General features: G+C 74.2%; 22 protein-coding genes. All 22 read left to right on the top strand.

Annotated features, from left to right (window positions below; all coding sequences use genetic code 11):
- Nucleotides 1-35: 35 nt before the first annotated feature.
- The 22 genes from ACUJ8O_RS02535 to metK all read left to right on the top strand — a co-directional run bounded on the left by ACUJ8O_RS02535 (nt 36) and on the right by metK (nt 23,551).
- A complete protein-coding gene (locus ACUJ8O_RS02535) occupies nt 36-425 on the top strand; it encodes a hypothetical protein (RefSeq protein WP_020621562.1) in 390 nt (129 codons plus the stop codon).
- Nucleotides 422-3,133 (top strand): alanine--tRNA ligase, encoded by a 2,712-nt coding sequence (gene alaS, locus ACUJ8O_RS02530; protein WP_445373117.1) that lies wholly within the window; start codon nt 422-424, stop codon nt 3,131-3,133. Before ACUJ8O_RS02535 ends, alaS begins: the two co-directional genes overlap by 4 nt.
- Nucleotides 3,093-3,662: a Holliday junction resolvase RuvX gene (gene ruvX, locus ACUJ8O_RS02525; RefSeq protein WP_041103686.1), complete on the top strand. Its 570-nt coding sequence runs from the start codon at nt 3,093-3,095 to the stop codon at nt 3,660-3,662. The genes alaS and ruvX overlap by 41 nt, the downstream gene beginning before the upstream one ends.
- Entirely contained in the window at nt 3,659-4,927 is a 1,269-nt protein-coding gene (mltG, locus tag ACUJ8O_RS02520) for an endolytic transglycosylase MltG (protein WP_063188937.1), read from the top strand. Before ruvX ends, mltG begins: the two co-directional genes overlap by 4 nt.
- Entirely contained in the window at nt 4,927-5,850 is a 924-nt protein-coding gene (locus tag ACUJ8O_RS02515) for a shikimate dehydrogenase family protein (protein WP_063188948.1), read from the top strand. Before mltG ends, ACUJ8O_RS02515 begins: the two co-directional genes overlap by 1 nt.
- Before the next feature lie 79 nt (nt 5,851-5,929).
- A complete protein-coding gene (aroC, locus tag ACUJ8O_RS02510) occupies nt 5,930-7,165 on the top strand; it encodes a chorismate synthase (protein WP_445373120.1) in 1,236 nt (411 codons plus the stop codon).
- Nucleotides 7,166-7,254: 89 nt separating this feature from the next.
- A complete protein-coding gene (locus tag ACUJ8O_RS02505; protein WP_240967061.1) occupies nt 7,255-7,866 on the top strand; it encodes a shikimate kinase in 612 nt (203 codons plus the stop codon).
- Entirely contained in the window at nt 7,863-9,032 is a 1,170-nt protein-coding gene (aroB, locus tag ACUJ8O_RS02500; RefSeq protein WP_445373116.1) for a 3-dehydroquinate synthase, read from the top strand. The genes ACUJ8O_RS02505 and aroB overlap by 4 nt, the downstream gene beginning before the upstream one ends.
- 118 nt (nt 9,033-9,150) lie before the next feature.
- A complete protein-coding gene (gene efp, locus ACUJ8O_RS02495; protein WP_002857030.1) occupies nt 9,151-9,714 on the top strand; it encodes an elongation factor P in 564 nt (187 codons plus the stop codon).
- The gene (gene nusB / locus ACUJ8O_RS02490; RefSeq protein WP_095353350.1) at nt 9,707-10,159 is read left to right on the top strand and encodes a transcription antitermination factor NusB; all 453 of its coding nucleotides are present in this window, start codon (nt 9,707-9,709) and stop codon (nt 10,157-10,159) included. The genes efp and nusB overlap by 8 nt, the downstream gene beginning before the upstream one ends.
- A gap of 169 nt (nt 10,160-10,328) precedes the next feature.
- Nucleotides 10,329-10,937: a bifunctional pyr operon transcriptional regulator/uracil phosphoribosyltransferase PyrR gene (gene pyrR, locus ACUJ8O_RS02485; RefSeq protein ID WP_036313707.1), complete on the top strand. Its 609-nt coding sequence runs from the start codon at nt 10,329-10,331 to the stop codon at nt 10,935-10,937.
- 3 nt (nt 10,938-10,940) lie between these two features.
- A complete protein-coding gene (locus ACUJ8O_RS02480) occupies nt 10,941-11,924 on the top strand; it encodes an aspartate carbamoyltransferase catalytic subunit (protein WP_036313715.1) in 984 nt (327 codons plus the stop codon).
- Complete coding sequence (locus ACUJ8O_RS02475) at nt 11,921-13,300, top strand: dihydroorotase (protein ID WP_036313718.1); 1,380 nt, start codon at nt 11,921-11,923, stop codon at nt 13,298-13,300. The genes ACUJ8O_RS02480 and ACUJ8O_RS02475 overlap by 4 nt, the downstream gene beginning before the upstream one ends.
- Complete coding sequence (locus ACUJ8O_RS02470; protein WP_145950604.1) at nt 13,297-13,923, top strand: PH-like domain-containing protein; 627 nt, start codon at nt 13,297-13,299, stop codon at nt 13,921-13,923. The genes ACUJ8O_RS02475 and ACUJ8O_RS02470 overlap by 4 nt, the downstream gene beginning before the upstream one ends.
- Entirely contained in the window at nt 13,920-15,104 is a 1,185-nt protein-coding gene (carA, locus tag ACUJ8O_RS02465; RefSeq protein ID WP_230282611.1) for a glutamine-hydrolyzing carbamoyl-phosphate synthase small subunit, read from the top strand. Before ACUJ8O_RS02470 ends, carA begins: the two co-directional genes overlap by 4 nt.
- A gap of 3 nt (nt 15,105-15,107) precedes the next feature.
- On the top strand, nt 15,108-18,413 hold the full coding sequence (gene carB, locus ACUJ8O_RS02460; RefSeq protein WP_445373115.1) for a carbamoyl-phosphate synthase large subunit: 3,306 nt from the start codon (nt 15,108-15,110) through the stop codon (nt 18,411-18,413).
- Entirely contained in the window at nt 18,410-19,297 is an 888-nt protein-coding gene (gene pyrF / locus ACUJ8O_RS02455; protein WP_166437563.1) for an orotidine-5'-phosphate decarboxylase, read from the top strand. Before carB ends, pyrF begins: the two co-directional genes overlap by 4 nt.
- 138 nt (nt 19,298-19,435) lie before the next feature.
- Complete coding sequence (gene mihF / locus ACUJ8O_RS02450; protein ID WP_166437564.1) at nt 19,436-19,750, top strand: integration host factor, actinobacterial type; 315 nt, start codon at nt 19,436-19,438, stop codon at nt 19,748-19,750.
- Between the two features lie 71 nt (nt 19,751-19,821).
- On the top strand, nt 19,822-20,472 hold the full coding sequence (gene gmk, locus ACUJ8O_RS02445) for a guanylate kinase (RefSeq protein WP_010078602.1): 651 nt from the start codon (nt 19,822-19,824) through the stop codon (nt 20,470-20,472).
- Between the two features lie 66 nt (nt 20,473-20,538).
- Nucleotides 20,539-20,979 (top strand): DNA-directed RNA polymerase subunit omega, encoded by a 441-nt coding sequence (rpoZ, locus tag ACUJ8O_RS02440; protein WP_010078603.1) that lies wholly within the window; start codon nt 20,539-20,541, stop codon nt 20,977-20,979.
- 7 nt (nt 20,980-20,986) lie between these two features.
- Entirely contained in the window at nt 20,987-22,273 is a 1,287-nt protein-coding gene (gene coaBC, locus ACUJ8O_RS02435) for a bifunctional phosphopantothenoylcysteine decarboxylase/phosphopantothenate--cysteine ligase CoaBC (protein ID WP_445373114.1), read from the top strand.
- Between the two features lie 15 nt (nt 22,274-22,288).
- A complete protein-coding gene (gene metK, locus ACUJ8O_RS02430; protein WP_036313737.1) occupies nt 22,289-23,551 on the top strand; it encodes a methionine adenosyltransferase in 1,263 nt (420 codons plus the stop codon).
- Nucleotides 23,552-23,558: the final 7 nt, after the last annotated feature.

Genomic DNA, 23,558 nt, shown 5'->3' with positions numbered 1-23,558 from the left:
GCCGGAATCCCTGCCGTCCGAAGGAGGCCCCCGCCATGCTCCGCTCGCTGCTGCTCGTCGGCGCCGGCGCCGCATCCGGCTGGTTCGCACACCGCGCCCTCGGCGACCGTGCCCACCCGGCCACCGACGCGACCGACGCGCCGACGTCTGACCCTGGCTCCGCGGGGGGGCGCGCGGGGTTCTCCGCCCGCCTGGACCCGGAGCGTCTGGCCCGCCAGGCCGGTGAGGCCGCCGCCGACGCCGCGGCGGCCGCCCTGCAGGACGGTGCCCGGCGCCTGGCCGAGCGCGTCCGCGCCGAGGCCCCCTGGGCCGCGCCCTACCTGCCCCACACGGGGCCGATCATCTCCGGGGAGACCGTGGAGCCGCCGTCGCACGGCGCCGCCCGCCCCCAGACCACCACCACGCAGAAGGACACCCCCGCATGAAGTCCCAGGAGATCGCCCGCCGCTGGACCGCCTTCTTCGAGTCCAGGGGGCACCGCGTGGTGCCGTCGGCGTCGCTCGTCTCGCCGGATCCGTCGCTGCTGTTCACGGTGGCCGGCATGGTCCCGTTCATCCCGTACTTCCTGGGGGAGCAGACCCCGCCGAGCCCGCGCGTCGTCTCGGTGCAGAAGTGCATCCGCACCGCGGACATCGAGGAGGTCGGCAAGACCGTCCGCCACGGCACCTTCTTCCAGATGTGCGGCAACTTCTCCTTCGGCGACTACTTCAAGGAGACGGCCATCCCGATGGCCTGGGAGCTGCTGACGTCCTCGGTCGAGGACGGCGGCTTCGGCCTGGACCCCGAGCGCCTCTGGGTCACCGTGTACCGCGAGGACGACGAGGCCGAGCGCATCTGGCGCGAGGACGTGGGCGTCCGTCCAGAGCGCATCCAGCGCATGGGCAAGGAGGACAACTACTGGCACACCGGCCAGCCCGGCCCGGGCGGCCCCTGCTCGGAGATCTTCTACGACCGCGGCCCCGCGTACGGCGTCGACGGCGGCCCGGCCGCGGACGACACCCGCTACATCGAGATCTGGAACCTCGTGTTCATGCAGTACCGCCTCTCCGCGGTGCGCTCGAAGGACGACTTCGACGTCGCCGGCGAGCTCGAGCACAAGAACATCGACACCGGTCTCGGCCTCGAGCGGCTCGCCATGATCCTCCAGGGTGTGGAGAACATGTACGAGACGGACCAGGTCCGCCCCGTGCTCGACCGCGCCGCGCAGCTGGCCGGTCGCTCCTACACCTCCACCGAGGACCCGGCCGACCCGCACTACGACGACGACGTCCGCCTGCGCATGGTGGCCGACCACGTGCGCTCGGCCCTGATGCTGATCAGCGACGGCGTGCGTCCCGGCAACGAGGGCCGCGGCTACGTGCTGCGCCGCCTCATCCGCCGCGTCGTCCGCGCCCTGCGCCTGATGGGCGTCACCGAGCCCGTGTTCCCCGAGCTGCTGCCGGTCTCCCGGGACGCGATGAAGGGCACCTACCCGGTCGTCGCGGACGAGTTCGAGCGCATCGCCCGGATCGCCTACGCCGAGGAGAAGGCGTTCCTGCGGACCATCGCCGCGGGCACGGCCCGCCTCGACGCCGCGGTGGGCCAGGCCCGCTCGGCGGGCGGCGGCATCGCCGGCCCGGACGCGTTCGAGCTGCACGACACCTACGGCTTCCCGATCGAGCTGACGCTGGAGATCGCGGAGGAGGCCGGCGTCGCCGTGGACGAGGCCGGGTTCCGCGCCCTCATGGCCGAGCAGCGCGACCGCGCCCGCGCGGACGCCAAGGCCAAGAAGGCCGGCCACACGGACACGGCCGTGTACCAGCGCCTGCGCGCCGAAGGCCAGACCCACTTCACCGGCTACACCGAGCACACCACCGAGTCGGTGGTGCGCGGCCTGCTGCAGAACGGCGAGGAGGTCCCGTCCGCGGGCGCCGGCACGGAGCTCGAGCTCGTCCTAGACGCCACGCCGTTCTACGCGGAGTCCGGCGGCCAGGCCGCGGACACCGGCCTGATCACCGGCGACGGCTTCCGCCTCGAGGTGCTCGACGTGCAGGCCCCCGTGAAGGGGCTGTCCGTGCACAGGGTCAAGGTCCTCGACGGCGAGGTCGCCGCCGGCGCGCAGGCCCTCGGCGCGATCGACCTGCAGCGCCGCCTTGACGGCGAGAAGGCCCACTCCGGCACCCACCTGGTGCACGCCGCGCTGCACCAGATCCTCGGCCCCGAGGCCACCCAGTCCGGCTCCTTCAACAAGGAGGGCTACCTGCGCTTCGACTTCCGCTGGGCCGAGTCGCTCTCGGCCGGGGCCCGCTCCGAGGTCGAGGACGTGGTGAACATCGCCATCCGCGACGACCACACCGTGCTCACCCAGGAGATGAGCCTCGAGGAGGCGCGCGCACTCGGCGCGATGAGCCTGTTCGGCGAGAAGTACGGCGACCGGGTGCGCGTCGTGGAGATCGACGGCGCCTGGTCCCGCGAGCTGTGCGGCGGCACCCACGTGGGCCGCACCGCGCAGATCGGCTCGCTGACCCTGCTCGGCGAGCAGTCCGTGGGCTCGGGCAACCGCCGCGTCGAGGCCCTCGTCGGCCTGGACTCGTTCCGCCACCTCGCCGCGGAGCGCACCCTCGTCTCCGAGCTCTCGGAGATGTTCAAGGCCCCGGCCGAGGAGCTCAAGGACCGCATCGGCGCCACCCTGGACCGGCTCAAGGCGGCCGAGAAGCAGGTCGCGGAGCTGCGGGCCCAGGCGCTGCAGGCCCAGGCCGGACAGCTCGCCGCGCAGGCCCGGGACGTCACGACGTCCGGTGGGACGTCGGTGCGGGTGCTGGCCCACCACGCCGGCGACGTGGCCGGGGACCAGCTGCGTTCCCTCGCGCTGGACCTGCGCGCCCGGATCGAGTCGGCCGGCGGCAACGCGGCGGGCACGCCCGTGTTCGTGGCCCTCACGGCCGAGGCCAAGGGCCGGCCCCTCGTGGTCGTGGCGACCAACGAGGCCGCCCGCGCGGCCGGCCTCAAGGCGGGCGCCATGGTCAAGACCGCCACCGGCGTGCTCGGCGGCGGGGGCGGAGGCAAGGACGACGTCGCCCAGGGCGGCGGCCAGGACGTCACGCGCGTCGGGGATGCGCTCGACGCCGTCGTCGCCGCGGTGCGCGCGGCCTGAGGCGGACGTGAGCGCAGGTCAGGACGGGGCCAACGCGGCAACCGACGCCGTGCGCCGGGGGCGCACCCTCGGCGTCGACGTCGGCCGTGCCCGCGTGGGCGTCGCGTCGGCCGACCCCGACGGCCTGATCGCCACCCCCGTGGCCACCCTGCGGCGGGATGCGCGTCGACGTCGTGACGTGGACGAGCTCGTCGCCCACGCACGCGAGCTCGACGTCGTCGCCGTGTACGTCGGCCTGCCGGTGAATCTACGGGGCGAGCACACGCCGTCCACGCAGGACGCCCTCGACTACGCGGACGCCGTCGCCGCCGCCCTGGCCGAGGCGGGCCACCCTGTGCCGGTCCGGCTCGTCGACGAGCGGCTCAGCACGGTCTCCGCGCAGGCCGGACTGCGGGCCGCGGGCCGGTCCGTCAAGGACAGCCGCGGCGTGATCGACCAGGCGGCCGCCGTCGCGATCCTGCAGGCCGCCGTGGACGAGCAGCGCCGCACCGGGCGCTGGGCCGGCCAGGACCGGGAGCCGATCCGGTGACCGGCGACCACCAGCACGCTCGGCGTGAGGACCACTGGGACGATCTGCTCGACGACGAGGCCGACGTCCACGACGACCTCGACGTGTTCGGCTTCGCCCACGAGGAGGCGGACGAGGCCGACGTCGGCGCCCCGTCCCAGCCGGTCGGCGCGGCCGGCCCACGCCGGCCCCGCACGTTCCTGCGCCGCCGGGGCACCGGGTCCCACCCGGCCTCGCGGGTCGACCGCGGCGCCGGCCGGCGGCGGACCGCGCTGGTGCTGGGCACGGTGCTGGTGGCGTTCGCCGTCGTGGTCGGGCTGATCGTGCGCGGCTTCCTGAGCGGCCCCGACCACACGGCCGTCGAGGGCGACGAGGTGACGTTCTCGGTGGAGCCGGGCGAGGACCTGGGCTCCGTGGCGGCCCGCCTGGACCGGGCCGGCATCGTGGGCTCAGCCCGTGCTTTCGAGCGCGCCGCCAGGGACACGGGCAGCGGTCTCGTCCGTTCGGGGGACTTCGTGCTGCGCGAGCGGATGCCCGCGGCCGAGGCCCTCGCGGTGCTCCAGGGTGCCACGGACGGGGCCGTGCACTACGTGCTCGTGGAGCGCGGGCGGCGACTCACCGAGGTGCTGGACGCCGTCGCCGAGGCCACGGGGCTGCCCCGCGAGGAGCTCGAGGCCGCCGCCCAGGACCCGACCCGCTACGGCGTCCCCGGGGAGGCGGGCACGCTCGAGGGCTGGCTCGACGCCGGGGAGTACCGCCTCCCCGTCGACGCCACCGCCGGGCAGGTGCTCGACGCCCTGGTCCGGCCCACCCTCGCCGAGCTCGAGGCCCTCGACGTCCGCGACCCGGCCGAGCAGCAGCGCGTGCTCACGATCGCCTCCATCCTCGAGGCGGAGGCCCTGCCCCAGGACTACCAGCAGGTCGCCGGCGCCATCGAGAACCGCCTCGCCCCGGACAACACCGAGACGCACGGGCTCCTGCAGATCGACGCCACCGTCACGTACGGCCTCGGAGTGCGCAGCCTCAGCTTCACCTCGGGCCAGCGGCAGGACGCCTCGAACCCCTACAACACGTACGTGCACCCGGGCCTGCCGCCGGGTCCGATCGGCATGCCCTCCGACGCGGCCGTCGAGGCCGCCCTCGACCCGGCCGAGACGGACGCCTACTACTGGGTGACCACGGACATCGGCACCGGCCACACCGAGTTCTCCCGCACCTATGAGGAGCACCAGCAGCACGTGCGCACCCTGCAGCGCTACTGCGCGTCCAATCCGGGGGTGTGCTGATGCGCCCCGTGCTGCGCGCGGCGGTCCTGGGCCGGCCGATCGCCCACTCGCTCTCCCCGGTGCTGCACGCGGCCGCCTACCGGGTCCTCGGCCTCGACGTCGACTACGGCCGCCGTGACCTGGGCGAGGACGAGGTGCTGGCCTTCGCGGCCGAGCACCTCGGCGCCCCGGGCGCGGCCGACGGCGGCGCGGCCGCGGCCCGCGGGCAGGACTGGCTCGGCTGCTCCGTCACCATGCCGCTGAAGCGGGCGGTCGTCGCCGCCGCCGGGCACGTCAGCGACCGCGTCCGGCTCCTGGGCACCGCGAACACCCTCGTGCGCGACCATCCCGCCGCCCCCGGGGTCGTCCACGCCGAGAACACGGACGTGGACGGCATCCTCGGCGCCCTCGCCGCGGCCGGCCTCGACCGTGCCGCCCGGGGCGGGACCGTCGGCGTCCTCGGGAACGGGGGGACCGCGACGGCGGCCGTCCTCGCCGCCGCCACGCTCGGCGCGAACGCGGTGCTCTTCGGCGTCCGCGACGCCGCCCGCGCCGCCGAGGTGACGGCCCTGGCCGACGCGCTGGGGCTGCGCTGGGCGACCCTGACCCAGGCGGATCTGCTCCGGCGGGCGCCGGGGCTGCGTGCCGTCGTCGCCACCCTGCCGCCGCGCGCCGCGGACGCCCTGGCCGCGCACGTGCCGGCCGACGCCGCCCTGCCGCCCCTGCTGGACGCGGCCTACGACCCGTGGCCCTCCGTGCTGGCGGCCGCCTGGTCCCGGGAGGGCGGTCCGGTGGCGTCCGGGCTGTCCATGCTGCTGCACCAGGGCGTCGAGCAGGTGCGGCTGTTCACGGCCCGGCCCCGCGCCGCGGCCGGGATGCCCGAGCCGGACTGGGCGGCGGTGACGCGCGCCGCGGCGGACGCCCTGGGGCCGGCCGCCGGCTGAGCGCCGGACGCCGCATCCGGCGCGTCCCGTCCGGTCACACGCGGCGGCGCGGTGCCCCGTGCGTGAGAGACTGCACGCCATGGTGCGCTGGTTGACAGCGGGGGAGTCTCACGGCCCCGCGCTCACAGGAATCGTTGAGGGACTGCCGGCCGGGATCCCGGTCACGACGCAGGACGTGCAGGACGCGCTCGCGCGCCGCCGCCTGGGGTACGGGCGCGGCGCGCGCATGAAGTTCGAGCAGGACGCGGTGACGATCCTCGGCGGCGTCCGCCACGGCCGCACCCTCGGCTCGCCCGTGGCGATCCAGGTGGGCAACACGGAATGGCCCAAGTGGGAGAAGGTGATGGCCGCCGATCCCGTCCCCGCGGAGGAGCTCGACGGTCTGGCCCGCAACGCGGCGCTCACCCGCCCGCGGCCCGGCCACGCCGACCTGACCGGCATGCAGAAGTACGGCTTCGACGAGGCCCGTCCCCTCCTCGAGCGCGCCTCCGCCCGTGAGACCGCCGCCCGTGTGGCCCTGGGCACCGTCGCCCGCGCCTTCCTCGGCGAGCTCGGCGTGCGGATCGTCTCCCACACCGTGGCCTTCGGGGAGGCCGCCCTGCCGGAGGGCCACCCGTTCCCCGTCCCCGAGGACGAGGCCCGCCTCGACGCCGACCCGGTCCGCTGCCTCGACCCGCAGACCTCGGCGGCGATGGTCGCCGAGGTCGACGACGCCCACCGCGCCGGGGAGACCCTCGGCGGCGTCGTGGAGGTGCTGGCGTACGGCGTGCCGATCGGCCTGGGCTCCCACGTGCACTGGGACCGCCGCCTCGATGCGCGGCTGGCCGGGGCACTGATGGGCATCCAGGCGATCAAGGGCGTGCAGGTCGGCGACGGGTTCGCCATGGCCGCCCGACGCGGCTCCGCCGCCCACGACGGGATCGCCCGCGGCGCGGACGGTCGCCCCCGGCGCACGAGCGACCGGGCCGGCGGCATCGAGGCCGGCATGTCGACGGGCGAGCTGCTGCGCGTGAGTGCCGCGATGAAGCCGATCGCCACGGTGCCGCGCGCGCTGCCCACGGTCGACGTCGCCACGGGCGCGGAGACCACGGCCCACCATCAGCGCTCCGACGTGGCGGCCGTGCCCGCCGCGGGCATCGTCGCCGAGGCCATGGTCGCCCTCGTCCTGGCTGACGCGATGCTCGAGAAGTTCGGCGGTGACTCCGTGGCCGAGACGCGCCGCAACCTCGGGGCGTTCCAGGCCGCGGTCCCCGCCCTGCCGGAGCCGGGCGCCGACGCCGTGGCGGACGGCCCGATGGGCGACCCCCTGCCGTGACCGACACCCCCGGGACCGCGCCGGCCCCGGGACCGGACCCGAGCACGCGTCCCGTCCCCGGGCCCGTCACCGTGTGCCCGTGGGAGGGCATGACCGGCGCCCTCGAGGCGCGCCTGACGGCCGCGGCCACGGTGGCCGCCGCGGCCGACGAGGACCCGGACGCGCGCCCGGCCCGCCGGGTCGTCCTCGTCGGCCCGATGGGGGCCGGCAAGACGACGGTCGGCCGGGCCCTGGCCGCCCTGACCGGGCTGCCCTTCGTGGACTCCGACGAGCTGTTCGCCCAGGTCCACGGCCCGATCCCGGAGTTCTTCGCCGAGCACGGCGAGGCCGCGTTCCGGGCGGAGGAGGCCCGCGTCATCGGCCATGTGCTCGGCCGACCCGCCCCATGCGTCCTCTCGTGCGGCGGCGGCGCCGTCCTGCATCCGGGCACCCGCCGCGCGCTGGCCGGGCCGGACTCCGACGTCGTCTACCTCGCGGTCGGAGAGGCCGAGGCGCTGCGCCGCGTGGGCGGCGGCGCGGGCCGCCCCGTCCTGGCCGGAGACCCCGCCGGGACCTGGCGGCGTATCCTCGCCGAACGCGAGGGGCTGTACCGCCAGGTCGCCGACCTCGTGCTCGACACCACAGGCCTGACGGCCGCCGAGGCGGCCTGGCGTATCGTGGGGGACGCCCACCGCCCCCGAAGGAGTGAGTCACACCCATGACGGACCGTCAGCCGGACAGCACCGAGCAGGAGACCCCGGGGGCAGCGCCCGTGGCCGCTCCGGCGGCACCCGAGGACGTGACGGTCATCCCCGTGGCCGGTGGCCACGAGGCGGCCGTGCACGGCGGTTACGACGTGGTGGTGGGCCGGGGCCTGCTCGCGCGCCTGCCGGACATGCTCGGCCCGACCGTCCGACGCGTGCTGGTCATCCATCCGCGCGCCCTCCGGGCCACCGGCGACGTCGTCAAGAACGACCTCGAGGCCGTGGGCCTGACCGCACTGACCGCCGAGACCCCGGACGCCGAGGAGGGCAAGCACCTGCAGGTGGCCGGGTTCTGCTGGCAGGTGCTCGGCCAGAACGACTTCACCCGGTCGGACGCGATCGTCTCCGTGGGCGGCGGCGCCGTGTCCGACCTGGCCGGCTTCGTGGCGGCCACGTGGCTGCGCGGCATCCGCGTCGTGCACATGCCCACCACCCTGCTGGGCATGGTGGACGCGGCGGTGGGCGGCAAGACCGGCATCAACACCGCCGAGGGCAAGAACCTGGTGGGGGCGTTCCACAATCCAGCCGGCGTGCTGGCCGACCTGGACACGCTGCTCACCCTGCCGGCCAACGAGCTGATCTCCGGCCTGGCCGAGGTCGTGAAGTGCGGCTTCATCGCCGACCCCGCGATCCTCGACCTGATCGAGGAGGACCCGGCCCAGGCCCAGAACCCGCACTCCGCGCGGCTGCGCGAGCTGATCGAGCGCTCGATCCGGGTCAAGGCGGACATCGTCTCCCGCGACCCCCGCGAGTCGGGCGCCCGCGAGGCCCTGAACTACGGCCACACGATGGCGCACGCGATCGAGCTCGCCGAGCGCTACCAGTGGCGCCACGGCGCCGCGGTGTCCGTGGGCCTGGTCTTCGCGGCCGAGCTGGCCCGATCCCTCGGCCGGCTCGACGACGCCACCGCGGACCGGCACTGGTCGGTGCTGACAGCCCTGGGCCTGCCCGTCTCCTACCGCGGGGACCGGTGGCAGACCCTGCTCGAGGGCATCCGCCGGGACAAGAAGAACCGCGGCGACCAGCTGCGCTTCGTCCTGCTGGACGGGCTCGCGCAGCCCACCACCGTGGACATCCCGGACGCGTCCCTGCTCTTCGCGGCGTACCAGGAGATCGCGGAGTGAGCCGCCGCTGACCCCGGCCCCGCGCGGGGCCTCCCGTAGACTGGCCCGCGCACATCCAAGACCCCACCCACTGCAGGCGGACCCGTGACGGTCCGCGAGACCGATCGGGAGCACACACGTGGCAACGAGCAACGACATCAAGAACGGCGCCGTCCTGAAGCTGGAGGGCCAGCTCTGGAACGTCACCGAGTTCCAGCACGTCAAGCCGGGCAAGGGCGGCGCGTTCGTCCGCACCAAGATGAAGAACATCACCACGGGCAAGGTCGTGGACAAGACCTTCAACGCCGGCGCCAAGGTCGAGTTCGCCACCGTCGACCGCTCCGACTACCAGTACCTCTACCAGGACGGCGCGGACTACGTGTTCATGGACGTCAAGGACTACGACCAGATCACCGTGCCCGGGGCCGTGGTCGGCGACGCCGCGAAGTACATGCTCGAGAACACCCAGGTGGTCATCGCCCTGCACGAGGGCACGCCGCTGTACCTGGAGATGCCGGCGTCCGTCGTCCTGGAGATCACTTACACCGAGCCGGGCCTGCAGGGGGACCGCTCCTCCGCCGGCACCAAGCCCGCCACCGTGGAGACCGGCGCCGAGATCCAGGTGCCGCTCTTCGTGGAGCAGGGCACCCGCGTCAAGGTCGACACCCGCACCGGCGACTACCTCGGCCGCGTCAATGACTGAGCGGGCCTCCGCCGGCTCCGGTGCCAAGCGGGGAACCACGGCGCGCAGCCGCTCCCGGCAGCGTGCGGTGGAGATCCTGTTCGAGGCCGAGCAGCGCGGCTCCACCGTGCTGGAGGGCATCCGCACCCGCCGCGAGAGCACCGACCTGCAAGTGAACGACTACACCCAGCGGCTCGTGGAGGGCGTCATCGCGGACCAGGAGCGGATCGACGAGGCCCTGAGCTCCTACTCCCGCGGCTGGTCCCTGGACCGCATGCCCGCCGTCGACCGGGCGATCCTGCGCGTGGGGGCCTGGGAGCTGCTCTTCCAGGACGATGTGCCGGACGCTGTCGCCATCTCGGAGGCCGTCGCCCTGGCCGCCCAGCTGTCCACGGACGAATCGCCCGAGTTCGTCAACGGTCTGCTCGGCCGCCTGCAGCAGGTCAAGCCGACGCTGCTCGCCTGAGCCGCCGAGAGCTCCGTCACGAGGCCCGTCCCGCACCGCGTCATCCGCGCCGTGGGGCGGGCCTCGCTGGTAGAGTCGGCGACGTCCCGCGCGGGGGCCCACCGGCGCCCCGGGACGAACCACGCATCCTTTAAGAGCCGTCCTGTGAGGCGGGGAAGGAGGCGCCGGCATGGGAACTGACCCCGCCGCACCTCGTGCTGCCCGGACCGTGCTGTCCACGTCCGAGATCGACCGGGCGCTGACCCGGATCGCCCACGAGATCCTCGAGTCCAACAAGGGCGCCGAGGGTCTCGTCCTGATGGGGATCCCGCGCCGCGGGGCCCCCCTGGCCCGGCGGCTCGGCGCCCTGCTGGCCCGCATCGAGCCGGCCTTCGACCCCACCGCCGCCGTCGGTGAGGTGGACGTGACGCTCTACCGGGACGACCTCCGCCGCGGCACGGCCCGCACCCCGATGCCCACCCGCCTGCCCGAGGTCCCCCTCGACGGCGCCGTCGTCGTGCTCGTGGACGACGTCCTCTTCTCCGGCCGCACCGTCCGGGCCGCCCTCGACGCGATCGCCGACCTGGGCCGCCCCGCCGCCGTGCGCCTGGCCGTCCTCGTGGACCGCGGGCACCGCGAGCTGCCCGTCCGGGCCGACTTCGTGGGCAAGAACCTGCCGACCTCCACCGCCGAGCGCGTCCAGGTCCGGCTCATGGAGGTCGACGGCCCCGAGGGCACCGGCGAGGTCACTGAGGACGCCGTGAGCATCGTCGACCGTGTCGCGACCCGGGAGGGTTGAGCCGTGCGCCACCTGCTGTCCACCGCCGACCTCTCCCGCGCCGACGCCCTCGCCGTCCTCGACACCGCCGAGGAGATGGCCGCCGTCAACCAGCGCGAGGTCAAGAAGCTGCCCGCCCTGCGCGGCCGCACCGTGGTGAACCTCTTCCTCGAGGACTCCACCCGCACCCGCATCTCCTTCGAGGCCGCCGCCAAGCGGCTCTCCGCGGACGTGATCAACTTCTCCGCGAAGGGGTCGTCCGTCTCCAAGGGGGAGTCGCTCAAGGACACCGTCCAGACGCTCGAGGCCATCGGCGCGGACGCCATCGTGATGCGCCACTGGTCCTCGGGCGCGGCCCGCCAGCTGGCCGACTCCGGCTGGGTGCGCTCCGCCGTCGTGAACGCCGGCGACGGCACCCACGAGCACCCCACCCAGGCCCTCCTGGACGCCTTCACCCTGCGCCGGCGCCTCGCCGCGGCGACGGGAGAGGACCTGGTCGGCCGGGACCTGACCGGCATGCGCGTGGTGATCGTGGGGGACATCCTGCACTCGCGCGTGGCCCGGTCCAACGTGTGGCTGCTCAGCACGCTGGGCGCACAGGTCACCCTGGCCGCCCCGCCCACCCTGCTGCCCGTGGGCGTGGCCGCGTGGCCGTGCCAGGTCACCTACTCGCTGGACGAGGCCCTCGACGCCGGCCCCGACGCCGTCATGATGCTCCGCGTCCAGGCCGAGCGAATGGGCGGCGCCTTCTTCCCGTCCGCAGGGGAGTACACCCGGACCTGGGGGCTGACCGATGACCGCTTCGCCCGCCTCACCGCCGGCCGGGGCGCCCTGCTCGACGAGCCCGTGGTCATGCACCCCGGCCCGATGAACCGCGGCCTGGAGATCAGCCCGGCGGCGGCGGACTCGCCCCGCAACACCGCCCTCGAGCAGGTCGCCAACGGCGTGTCCGTCCGCATGGCGGTCCTGCACCTCGTCCTCAACCACGACCAGGAGGTCCGCCCGTGAGCGCCCCCAGCCCCGCCCCCCTGCTGCTGCGCAGCGCGCGCCTGACCACGGGCGAGACCGCCGACGTGCTCGTCGCCGAGGGCCGGATCGCCGCCCTCGGCCCGGACGCCGCGACCCACGCCGCCGGCCTCGACCCGGCCCCCGAGGAGGTCGACTGCGCCGGCCTGGTGCTGCTGCCCGGGCTCGTCGACCTGCACACCCATCTGCGCCAGCCCGGCAAGGAGGACGCGGAGACGGTCGAGACCGGCACCCGCGCCGCCGCGATGGGCGGCTTCACCTCGGTCCACGCGATGGCCAACTCGACGCCGACGGCCGACACCGCCGGCGTGGTGGAGCAGGTGTGGCGGCTGGGCCGGGACGCGGGCTGGTGCGATGTGCACCCCGTGGGCGCGGTGACCGTGGGCCTGGCCGGCGAGGCCCTGGCCGACCTCGGCGCGATGGCCGACTCGCAGGCCCGCGTGCGGATGTTCTCCGACGACGGCATGTGCGTCCACGACGCCGTGCTGATGCGCCGTGCGCTCGAGTACGTGAAGTCCTTCGGCGGCTTCGTGGCCCAGCACGCGCAGGAGCCGAACCTCACCGCCGGCGCCCAGATGAACGAGTCCGAGCTCTCCGGCGTCCTCGGCCTGGCCGGCTGGCCCGCCGTGGCGGAGGAGGCCATCATCGCCCGTGACGTGCTGCTGGCCCAGCACGTGGACTCCCGCCTGCACGTGTGCCACGTCTCCACGGCCGGCTCCGTCGAGCTGATCCGCTGGGCCAAGGCCCAGGGCGTGGCCGTGACCGCCGAGGTCACCCCGCACCACCTGCTGCTCACCGAGGAGCTCGTCCGCTCCTACGACCCCGTGTTCAAGGTCAACCCGCCGCTGCGCCGCGAGTCCGACGTGATGGCCCTGCGCGCCGGGCTGGCCGACGGCACCATCGACACCGTGGGCACCGACCACGCCCCACACACCGCCGAGACCAAGCAGTGCGAGTGGACGGTCGCGGCGATGGGCATGACGGGCCTCGAGACCGCCCTGTCCGTGGTGCAGCAGGCGATGGTGGACACCGGCCTGATGGACTGGGCCGGCGTCGCCCGCGTGATGTCCACGGCGCCGGCCCGGATCGCCGGCCTGACCGACCAGGGCCAGGCCGACGAGCGCGGCGTCCCGCGCGTCGGCGCCGTGGCCAACCTCGTGCTCGTGGACCCGCAGGCCCGCCGCACCGTGGACCCCGAGCAGCACCTGACCAAGTCCCGCAACAGCCCGTACCGGGGCATGGAGCTGCCGGGCGCGGTACGCCACACGGTCTACCGCGGCGCCCGCGTCGTCGCCGACGGCGCCCCCGCCCGGCCGTACCGCCACCCGGCCCTGACGGAGACGGGGGAGCGCGCGTGAGCATCACCTCCCTGGCCGCCGCCCTGGCGGCCCGTCCCGTCCCGCCGCGGACCCCGACGAAGGACTACGCGGACGTGTGGCTGCCGGTGACCCTGGGCACCCTGGCCGTCGTCCTCGTGCTGCTCGGCCTGCTGGCCCTCGGGTGGCGGGCCCGCCGCCGGGCGCAGGCCGGGATCCCGGCCCCGGCCCCCGTGCCGACGGCCCTCTACGACGCCGAGCCGACGCTGTCCTCGGAGGGCATGCACGTGGGCACGGTGCGCGGCGAGGACCGACTGGACCGCGTGGCGGTGCACGGCCTGGGCCTGCGCTCGCGCGCCGTCCTCGAGGTCCACGACGCCGGCACCCACCGCGGCCTGCTCGTGCTCCGCCCCGGGGCCGCCAACCTGTTCATCCCCGCGGACGACCTCGTCGAGGCCGGCCTGTCCGGCGGGATCGCCGGCAAGTTCGTCGAGCCGGGCGGGCTCGTCGCCTGGGGCTGGCGCCTCGGCGACGTCGAACTCACCTCCGCCTTCCGCCCCGACCGCCCCGAGGACCGCGACCGGCTCCTCGCCGCCCTGCAGACCATCATCGACCCCGCCCCGGCCGACCCGGCCGGCCGCGCAGGAGAAGGAGACCCCCGATGAGCACCCCCACCGACGACCTGGCCCTGCTCGTCCTCGAGGACGGCACCGTCCACCGCGGCCGGGCCTACGGCGCCCGCGGCCGCACCCTGGGCGAGGCCGTGTTCACCACGGGCATGACCGGCTACCAGGAGACCCTCACCGACCCGTCCTACGCGGGGCAGATCATCGTGCAGACCTCCCCGCACATCGGCAACACCGGGGTCAACGACGCCGACCGCGAGTCGCGGGCGATCTTCGCCGCCGGCTACGTGGTCCGCGACGCGGCCCGGCGTCCGTCCAACTGGCGCGCCGAGCGCACCCTCGACGAGGAGCTCGAGGCGTTCGGCGTCGTCGGGATCCGCGAGGTCGACACCCGGGCCATCACCCGCCGCCTGCGCACCGAGGGCTCGATGCGCGCCGGCGTGTTCTCCGGCGAGCACGCCGCCCGCCCGGAGGCCGAGCTGCTGGCGGAGGTGCGCGCCCAGCCGTCGATGGCCGGCGCCCGCCTCGCGGAGTCCGTCACCACGGAGCAGCCGTACGTCATCGAGCCGGCCGAGCACGGCTGGGAGGGCGAGCCGATCGCCGAGATCGCCGCCCTCGACCTCGGCATCAAGGCCGCCACGCCGCGGCACCTGGCCTCCCGCGGCATCCGCGTGCACGTGCTGCCCGCGGCCACGGACCTGGCCGGCATCCGCGCCGTGGACCCGGACGGCGTCTTCCTGTCCAACGGCCCCGGCGACCCGGCCACGGCAGACGCCCAGGTGGAGCTGCTGCGCGAGGTCCTCGACGCCGGCCTGCCGTTCTTCGGCATCTGCTTCGGCAACCAGATCTTCGGCCGCGCGCTCGGCTTCGACACCTACAAGCTGAAGTTCGGCCACCGCGGCCCGAACCAGCCGGTGCTGGACAAGGCCACGGGCCGCGTGGCCATCACCTCCCAGAACCACGGCTTCGCCGTGGACGCCCCCCTCGGCGAGCCGATCGAGGCGCCGGAGTCGCGCTTCGGCCGCGTCGAGGTCTCCCACTGGTCCCTGAACGACCAGGTCGTCGAGGGCCTGCGCCTGCTCGACCGGCCCGCCTTCTCCGTGCAGTTCCACCCGGAGTCCGCGGCCGGCCCCAACGACACCCTCGACCTGTTCGACCGCTTCGTGCAGCTGCTCACCGAGCACCGCGCCGCCACCACCCCCGCCACCGAAGGAGCCTGATCCATGCCCAAGCGCACCGACCTGAAGTCCGTCCTGGTCATCGGCTCCGGCCCCATCGTGATCGGCCAGGCCGCCGAGTTCGACTACTCCGGCACCCAGGCCATCCGCGTCCTCAAGGAGGAGGGCGTCCGCGTCGTCCTCGTCAACTCCAACCCGGCCACGATCATGACCGACCCGGAGCTGGCCGACGCCACCTACGTCGAGCCCATCACCCCGGCCGTGGTCGCCAAGATCATCGAGAAGGAGCGCCCGGACGCCCTGCTGCCCACCCTGGGCGGCCAGACGGCGCTGAACACCGCCATCGCCCTCGACAAGGACGGGGTGCTCGAGCGCTTCGGCGTCGAGCTGATCGGCGCGAACATCGAGGCCATCGAGCTCGGCGAGAACCGCGAGCTGTTCAAGGGCGTCGTGGAGCGTGCCGGCGGCGAGTCCGCCCGGTCCCACATCGTGCACACGATGGAGGAGGCCCTGGCCGCCGTCGAGGACCTGAAGTACCCCGTGGTGGTGCGCCCCTCGTTCACGATGGGCGGCCTCGGCTCCGGCATGGCCTACGACGAGGCCGACCTGTACCGCATCTGCGGCGCCGGCCTGCAGTACAGCCCGACCTCCGAGGTCCTGCTCGAGGAGTCCATCCTCGGCTGGAAGGAGTACGAGCTGGAGATGATGCGGGACAAGAACGACAACGTCGTCGTCGTCTGCTCCATCGAGAACGTGGACCCCGTGGGCGTGCACACCGGCGACTCCATCACCGTGGCCCCGGCCATGACGCTGACGGACCGCGAGTACCAGAAGCTGCGGGACATCTCGATCAACGTCATCCGCGAGGTCGGCGTGGACACCGGCGGCTGCAACATCCAGTTCGCGGTGAACCCCGTGGACGGGCGCGTCGTCGTCATCGAGATGAACCCGCGCGTCTCCCGCTCCTCGGCGCTGGCCTCGAAGGCCACCGGCTTCGCGATCGCCAAGATCGCCACCAAGCTGGCCCTGGGCTACACGATGGACGAGATCCCCAACGACATCACCCAGAAGACCCCGGCGTCCTTCGAGCCGGTCCTGGACTACGTGGTCGTGAAGGTCCCGCGCTTCGCGTTCGAGAAGTTCCCGGCGGCGGACCCCACGCTGACCACCACCATGAAGTCGGTCGGCGAGGCCATGGCCATCGGCCGCAACTTCACGGAGGCCCTGCAGAAGGCGCTGCGCTCGCTCGAGCAGAAGGGCTCGGAGCTCGCGTTCCCGCAGGACGCCGACCCGCAGGCCCTGCTCGCGGCGGCGCGCACGGCCACCACGGACCGGCTCTCCCAGACCCAGCAGGCGCTCTACGCCGGCGCCACGATCGAGGAGGCCTTCGAGGCCACCGCGATCGACCCGTGGTTCCTGGACCAGTTCGTGCTCATCAACGAGGTCGCGGACGAGATCCGCGACGCCGAGGTCCTCGACGAGGCCCTGCTGCGCCGCGCCAAGCGGCATGGGTTCTCCGACGCCCAGATCGGCTCGCTGCGGCACATGGACGCGGCGGTGGTGCGCGGCGTGCGTCACGCCCTGGGCGTGCGCCCCGTCTACAAGACCGTGGACACCTGCGCCGCCGAGTTCGAGGCCTTCACCCCGTACCGGTACTCCAGCTACGACCTCGAGACCGAGGTCGCCCCGCACGAGGGCGAGTCGGTGATCATCCTCGGCTCGGGCCCGAACCGGATCGGCCAGGGCATCGAGTTCGACTACTCGTGCGTGCACGCCACCATGGCGCTGCGCGAGGCCGGCTATGAGACCGTGATGGTCAACTGCAACCCCGAGACCGTGTCCACGGACTACGACATCTCCGACCGCCTCTACTTCGAGCCGCTCACCCTCGAGGACGTCCTGGAGGTCATCGCGGCCGAGGAGGCCTCCGGCGGCGTGCGCGGCGTCTTCGTGCAGCTCGGCGGCCAGACCCCGCTCAAGCTGGCCCAGCAGCTCGCCGACGCCGGCGTGCCGATCCTGGGCACCTCGCCCGCGGCCATCGACCTGGCCGAGCACCGCGGCGAGTTCGCGCGCGTACTCGAGCGCGCGGGCCTGGTGGCGCCGAAGAACGGCACGGCGGTCTCCTTCGACGACGCCAAGCGCGTGGCGGACGAGATCGGCTACCCCGTGCTCGTGCGCCCCTCCTACGTGCTCGGCGGACGCGGCATGGAGATCGTGTACTCCGAGGAGGCGCTGGCCCACTACGTGGAGCACGCCACGGAGATCACCCCCGACCAGCCGATGCTCGTGGACCGCTTCCTCGAGGACGCGATCGAGATCGACGTCGACGCCCTCTACGACGGCACCGAGCTGTACCTCGGCGGTGTCATGGAGCACATCGAGGAGGCGGGCATCCACTCGGGTGACTCCGCGTGCGTGCTGCCCCCCGTCACCCTGGGCCCGGACGTGCTCGAGCGCGTGCACCGCGCCACCGAGCGCATCGCGGCCGGCGTCGGGGTGCGCGGCCTGATCAACATCCAGTTCGCGCTCGCCTCGGACGTGCTGTACGTGATCGAGGCGAACCCGCGCGCCTCGCGGACCGTGCCGTTCGTCTCGAAGGCCACGGGCGTCCAGCTGGCCAAGGCGGCCGCGCGGATCGGCGTCGGCGAGAGCATCGCCGACCTGCGCGCGGCGGGCGTGCTGCCCACGGCGTACGACGGCGGCACCCTGCCGATCGGCGCGCCCGTGGCGGTCAAGGAGGCGGTGCTGCCGTTCACCCGCTTCCGCACCGCGGAGGGCCGCGTCGTGGACTCGCTGCTGGGCCCGGAGATGCGCTCGACGGGCGAGGTCATGGGCATCGACAAGCACTTCGACACCGCGTTCGCCAAGTCCCAGTCCGCCGCCGGCGGCCCGCTGCCCACCTCAGGGCGCGTGTTCGTGTCGGTCGCGAACCGGGACAAGCGCACCCTCGTGGGCCAGGCCAAGCGCCTCGTCGACCTCGGCTTCCAGGTGGTCTCCACCGGCGGCACCGCCGAGGTGCTGCGGCGCAACGGCATCCCCGCGGAGGTCGTGGCGAAGATCGCCGACGCCGGGCACGAGGACGGCGCGGGCACCGTGCTGGAGCAGCTGCACGCCGGCACCGTCGATCTCGTGCTGAACACGCCCTCCGGCGGCGACGCGCGCACGGACGGCTACGAGATCCGCGCGGCCGCGACCTCGCTCGGCGTGCCGGTGATCACGACCACGGCCGAGTTCGGGGCGTGCCTGCAGGCCATCGAGGCCATGCGGTCCTACGAATGGTCCGTCACCTCACTGCAGGAGCACGACGCGCGCCTGCAGCAGGCCGTCGCCGGGCCGGAGGCCGCGGCGTGACCACGACGGCGACGGGCGGCGCGGGGCCCCGCGCCCCCTTCGGGCGGCGGCTGGCCCACGCCATGGAGACGGCCGGTCCGCTGTGCCTCGGCGTGGACCCCCATCCGGCCCTGCTGCGGCAGTGGGGCCTGAGCGACACCCCGGCGGGCCTCGAGGCGTTCTCCCTGACCGCCCTCGAGGCGGCGGTGGGTCCCCAGGGGCCCCGCGTGGCGGCGATCAAGCCCCAGGTGGCGCTGTACGAGCGCCACGGATCGGCCGGCCTGGCGGCCCTGGAGCGGCTGCTCGCGGCCGCCCGGGACGCCGGGGTGCTCACGGTCGCGGACGCCAAGCGCGGTGACATCGGCTCCACCATGGACGGCTACGCCGCCGCGTGGACCTCCGACGCCTCGCCCCTGGCCGCGGACGCGGTGACGCTCAGCCCGTACCTGGGTTTCGGCACCCTCGTGCCCACCATCCGCGCGGCCCACGAGGCCGGCCGCGGCGTGTTCGTCCTCGCACTGACCTCGAACCCGGAGGGGCGCGAGGTCCAGCACGTGGGCGAGGGGTCGGCCGAGGGGTCGGTCGCCCGGCGCATCGCCGCGGCCGCGGGCGTCGAGAACGCTGCCCTGCGCGGCGACGACGCGTGGGGGCCGGTGGGACTCGTCCTGGGCGCCACGGTGGCCGCCGAGGCGGACCGGCTCGGCCTGGACCTGCCGTCCCTCGGTGGGCCCCTGCTGGCCCCCGGGTTCGGTGCCCAGGGCGCCACGGCCCCGGGCATGCGGGCCGACTTCGGCACGGCCTGGCCGCAGGTCTTGGCGACCTCGTCCCGCGGCATCCTGAGCGCGGGTCCGTCGGTGGCCTCGCTGGTGGACACGATCGAGGAGAATCGCGCCGCCCTGCGGTGACGCCCGCGTCCTCCCGGCGCGCTGCGTGCCTTCTGCACGGGATGGTATCTTCCCTTTCGATCGGCTGTGCTCGTCGTCCTTGACCGTGGACGGGTCTCGACGGGGCCGGTGAGGAACAAGAGGCATCGAGGTCAGACCATGGCGTTGCGGCAGCTCAGTGAGCGGGAGCGGGCGGAGGCCCGGAGGAAGGCCCTCCAGGGCCGCCAGGCGCGGGCGGAGCTCAAGGCGGTCTTCGCCGCCGGTGAGGTCGGCCTGGCCGACGTGTTCGCGCGCGCGGACGCCGAGGACGCCGTCGCCCGCCTGCGGACCATGGACCTGCTGCTGGCCCTGCCGGGCGTGGGCGAGGTCCGGGCCCGGGAGGCGATGGCGGGGTGCGGCATCTCGCCGCGGCGTCGGCTGGGCGGCCTGGGGCGTCGTCAGCGCGAGGCGCTGATCGCCTATATTGGCCGGTGACCCCCACACCCCGGCGGGTCGGCGCCGGCCCGGGTGAAGGGCCGGCGAGGCCCGTCCCACCAGGAGGATGCGTGACCGACACGTTCGACCCCGGACCCGCCCCCGCCGTCCCGGTGGCCCGCACCGCCGTCCAGGAACGCCCCCCGGGCCCGGGCGTCACCGTCCTGGCCGGCCCCACCGCCGTCGGCAAGGGCACCGTCTCGGCCTATGTCCGCGAGCACTACCCCGAGGCCTGGCTGTCCGTCTCCGCCACCACCCGCCCGGCGCGCCCGGGCGAGGAGGACGGGGTGCACTACTACTTCACGACGCCGGAGGAGTTCGACTCCCTCGTCGAGGCGGACGAGATGCTGGAATGGGCCGTCGTGCACGGCGTCCACCGCTACGGCACGCGGCGCGACCGCGTGATGGAGGCCGTGGCGCAGGGCCGCCACGTCCTGCTGGAGATCGACCTGCAGGGAGCGCGCCAGGTCCGCCGTGCGCTGCCGGAGGCCACCTTCGTGTTCCTGGCGCCGCCGAGCTGGGAGGAACTCGTGTCCCGGCTGCTCGGCCGCGGCACCGAGAGCCCGGAGGAACAGCGCCGCCGGCTCGAAACGGCTAGACTGGAACTCGCCGCGGAACCCGAGTTCGACGCCGTCGTCGTGAACGACCGCGTGGAGCGGGCCGCCGAGGAACTGGTGAGACTCATGGGGCTGGACCCCGAGCGCCGTCCGACCGAGGCCTGAGGACCGGCCGCACCGACGCCGCACCCGGCGCCGACGTGACAGTGAGATGAAGACTTTGGAGACCCCGTGACCGAACAGTACGAAGGCATCGTCAACCCGCCCATCGACTCCCTGCTGGAGCGGGTCGACTCGAAGTACGCCCTGGTGCTCTTCGCCGCCAAGCGGGCCCGGCAGATCAACGCCTACTACTCGCAGCTGCACGAGGGGCTGTTCGAGTACGTCGGCCCGCTCGTGGACACCCAGCTGAACGAGAAGCCGCTGTCCATCGCCCTGCGCGAGATCGAGGCCGACCTGCTCGTGTCCCGCGAGGCCGTCGAGGCCACCCCGGAGGCCGACCTGGCCGCCGAGGACTTCGGCGACTTCTCCCTGCCGGGCGAGGACGACCCGTTCGCCACCCTCGAGTCGGCCGACGCCCACCAGCCGATGGGCGATCCCGCCGCCATCGAGGAGGCCGCCGAGACGGTGCGCGCCGAGGAGGGCACCTCCGAGGACGCCCCGGAGGCCTGAGCCCGTCATGGAGATCGTCCTCGGGGTCGGCGGCGGCATCGCGGCCTACAAGGCGGCGCTGCTGCTGCGCCTGATGACCGAGGCCGGCCACGGCGTGACCGTGGTGCCCACCGCCAACGCCCTCGAGTTCGTGGGCGCGGCGACGTGGGAGGCCCTCTCCGGTCGCCCGGTCCGCACGGACACGTTCGAGGCGGTCGACGAGGTGAACCACGTCCGGCTCGGCCGGCGTGCGGACCTCGTGGTGGTCGCGCCGGCCACCGCCGATCTGCTCGCGCGCACCGCCGCGGGGATGGCGCCCGACCTGCTGGGCAACGTGCTGCTCACCGCCACGTGCCCCGTCGTCCTGGCCCCCGCCATGCACACCGAGATGTGGCACCACCCCGCCACGGTCGCCAACGTCGCCCTCCTGCGCGAGCGCGGCGTCACGGTCGTGGACCCCGCCGTGGGCCGGCTCACCGGGGCCGACTCCGGCGCCGGGCGGCTGCCCGAGCCCGCCGAGATCTGGGAGCGTGTGCAGGCCGCCGCGGCCGCGGGCGCCCCGCGCCGTCCCCGGGCCTCCGGGTCCGACGCCGAGCCGACACCCGGCCCGCTGGCCGGTCGCACCGTGGTGATCACGGCCGGGGGCACCCGCGAGGCGCTGGACCCGGTCCGCTACCTGGGGAACCGCTCCTCCGGCAAGCAGGGGGCCGCCCTGGCGCGCGCCGCCCTCGAGGCCGGCGCCACCGTGCGGTTCGTCGCCGGGTCCATGTCCGTCCCGACGCCCGAGGGCGTCGAGCGCGTCGTGCCCGTGGAGTCCACGCAGGACCTGCTCGAGGCCGTGCTGGCGGAGGCCGCCGACGCCGACGTCCTCGTGATGGCGGCGGCCGTTGCGGACTTCCGACCGGCCGAGGTCTCCGACGCCAAGATGAAGAAGGGCGACGACGGCGGCGCGCCCGTCATCGTGCTCGAGCGCACCCCGGACGTGCTCGCCACGGCCGTGCGGACCCGCTCCGAGGGCGGGCCCATGGCCCCGCTCATCGTCGGCTTCGCCGCGGAGACCGGCGACGCGACGTCCTCCGTGCTCGAGTACGGCCGGGCCAAACTGGCGCGCAAGGGCTGCGAGATGCTCGTGGTCAACGAGGTCGGCACGGACAAGGTGTTCGGCCGGGACGAGACCGCCGTGACCATCCTGTTCGCCGACGGCCGCCCCGCCGTGGAGACCGTGGGCTCCAAGGACGAGGCCGCGGCCGCCGTCGTGCAGGCGATCGTGGATGACCTCGCCGGTCGCGACCCCGTCGGCGCGTCGGGCCGCTGACCTAGACTGTGCGGCATGACCGATGCCGCCTCGCTGAGCCCCGCCCGCCACGCCGACCCGTATTCGGGGGTGGGCGGCGGAGAGCTCCGCCTCTTCACCTCCGAGTCCGTCACGGCGGGCCACCCCGACAAGATCTGCGACCAGATCTCCGACGCCATCCTGGACGCGATCCTCGCCGCCGACCCGTCGGCGAAGGTGGCCGTGGAGACCCTGACCACCACCGGCCTGGTGCAGGTGGCCGGCGAGGTGAACACCTCAGCGTACGTGGAGATCCCCAGGATCGTGCGCGAGACCATCCTGGACATCGGCTACGACTCCTCGGCCAACGGCTTCGACGGCGCCCAGTGCGGCGTGAACATCTCCATCGGCCAGCAGTCCTCGGACATCTTCGCCGGCGTCTCCCGGTCCCTCGAGGCCCGCGAGTACGGCTCGGCGGACGAGGTGGACGAGCAGGGCGCGGGGGACCAGGGCATCATGTTCGGCTACGCCACGGACGAGACCCCGGCGTACATGCCCATGCCCATCTACCTCGCGCACCGGCTCTCCGAGCGGCTCACCGCGGTGCGCCGGGCGGAGAACACGCCCATGCCGTACCTGCTGCCGGACGGCAAGACGCAGGTCACCATCGGCTACGCGCCCGGCCACGTGCCCACCACGGTCGAGGCCGTGGTGGTCTCCACGCAGCACCACGAGTGGGTCACGCAGGAGCAGCTGCGGGCGGACGTGGAGGAGCACGTGATCCGGCCCGTCATCGAGCGCTCCGGCCTCGACACCTCCGGCATGCGGATCATCATCAACCCGGGCGGCAAGTTCGTCATCGGCGGCCCCGTGGGCGACGCCGGCCTCACCGGTCGCAAGATCATCGTGGACACCTACGGCGGCATGGCCCGGCACGGCGGCGGCGCCTTCTCCGGCAAGGACCCGTCCAAGGTGGACCGCTCCGCCGCCTACATGCTCCGCTGGGTCGCGAAGAACGTGGTGGCCGCCGGCCTCGCCTCGCGCGCCGAGTTCCAGGTGGCCTACGCGATCGGCTCGGCCCGGCCCGTGGGCCTGTACGTGGACACCTTCGGGACGGCCACGGTGCCGGAGGAGAAGATCATCGAGGCCGTGAACGCGGTGTTCGACCTGCGTCCGGCCGCCATCGTGAAGGAGCTGAACCTCCTGCGGCCCATCTACCGACGGACCGCCGCGAACGGCCACTTCGGCCGGGACGACGCCGACTTCACGTGGGAGCGCACGGACCGCGTCGAGCAGCTGCGCGCTGCCGCCGGCCTCTGATCCGGAG

This window comes from Micrococcus sp. EWR3.9.1, from assembly GCF_052615555.1.
This window is presented reverse-complemented; position numbering and strand designations above follow the sequence as displayed.

Bases quoted from the DNA above. Each gene is read 5' to 3' on its own strand.
- coaBC (WP_445373114.1), top strand. From the start codon at position 20,987: ATGGAGATCGTCCTCGGGGTCGGCGGCGGCATCGCGGCCTACAAGGCG.
- pyrR (WP_036313707.1), top strand. From the start codon at position 10,329: ATGGGAACTGACCCCGCCGCACCTCGTGCTGCCCGGACCGTGCTGTCC.
- ACUJ8O_RS02505 (WP_240967061.1), top strand. From the start codon at position 7,255: ATGACCGGCGCCCTCGAGGCGCGCCTGACGGCCGCGGCCACGGTGGCC.
- ACUJ8O_RS02515 (WP_063188948.1), top strand. From the start codon at position 4,927: ATGCGCCCCGTGCTGCGCGCGGCGGTCCTGGGCCGGCCGATCGCCCAC.
- ruvX (WP_041103686.1), top strand. From the start codon at position 3,093: ATGCGCTCGACGCCGTCGTCGCCGCGGTGCGCGCGGCCTGAGGCGGAC.
- aroB (WP_445373116.1), top strand. From the start codon at position 7,863: ATGACGGACCGTCAGCCGGACAGCACCGAGCAGGAGACCCCGGGGGCA.
- mihF (WP_166437564.1), top strand. From the start codon at position 19,436: ATGGCGTTGCGGCAGCTCAGTGAGCGGGAGCGGGCGGAGGCCCGGAGG.
- alaS (WP_445373117.1), top strand. From the start codon at position 422: ATGAAGTCCCAGGAGATCGCCCGCCGCTGGACCGCCTTCTTCGAGTCC.
- carB (WP_445373115.1), top strand. From the start codon at position 15,108: ATGCCCAAGCGCACCGACCTGAAGTCCGTCCTGGTCATCGGCTCCGGC.
- aroC (WP_445373120.1), top strand. From the start codon at position 5,930: ATGGTGCGCTGGTTGACAGCGGGGGAGTCTCACGGCCCCGCGCTCACA.
- nusB (WP_095353350.1), top strand. From the start codon at position 9,707: ATGACTGAGCGGGCCTCCGCCGGCTCCGGTGCCAAGCGGGGAACCACG.
- metK (WP_036313737.1), top strand. From the start codon at position 22,289: ATGACCGATGCCGCCTCGCTGAGCCCCGCCCGCCACGCCGACCCGTAT.
- carA (WP_230282611.1), top strand. From the start codon at position 13,920: ATGAGCACCCCCACCGACGACCTGGCCCTGCTCGTCCTCGAGGACGGC.
- ACUJ8O_RS02535 (WP_020621562.1), top strand. From the start codon at position 36: ATGCTCCGCTCGCTGCTGCTCGTCGGCGCCGGCGCCGCATCCGGCTGG.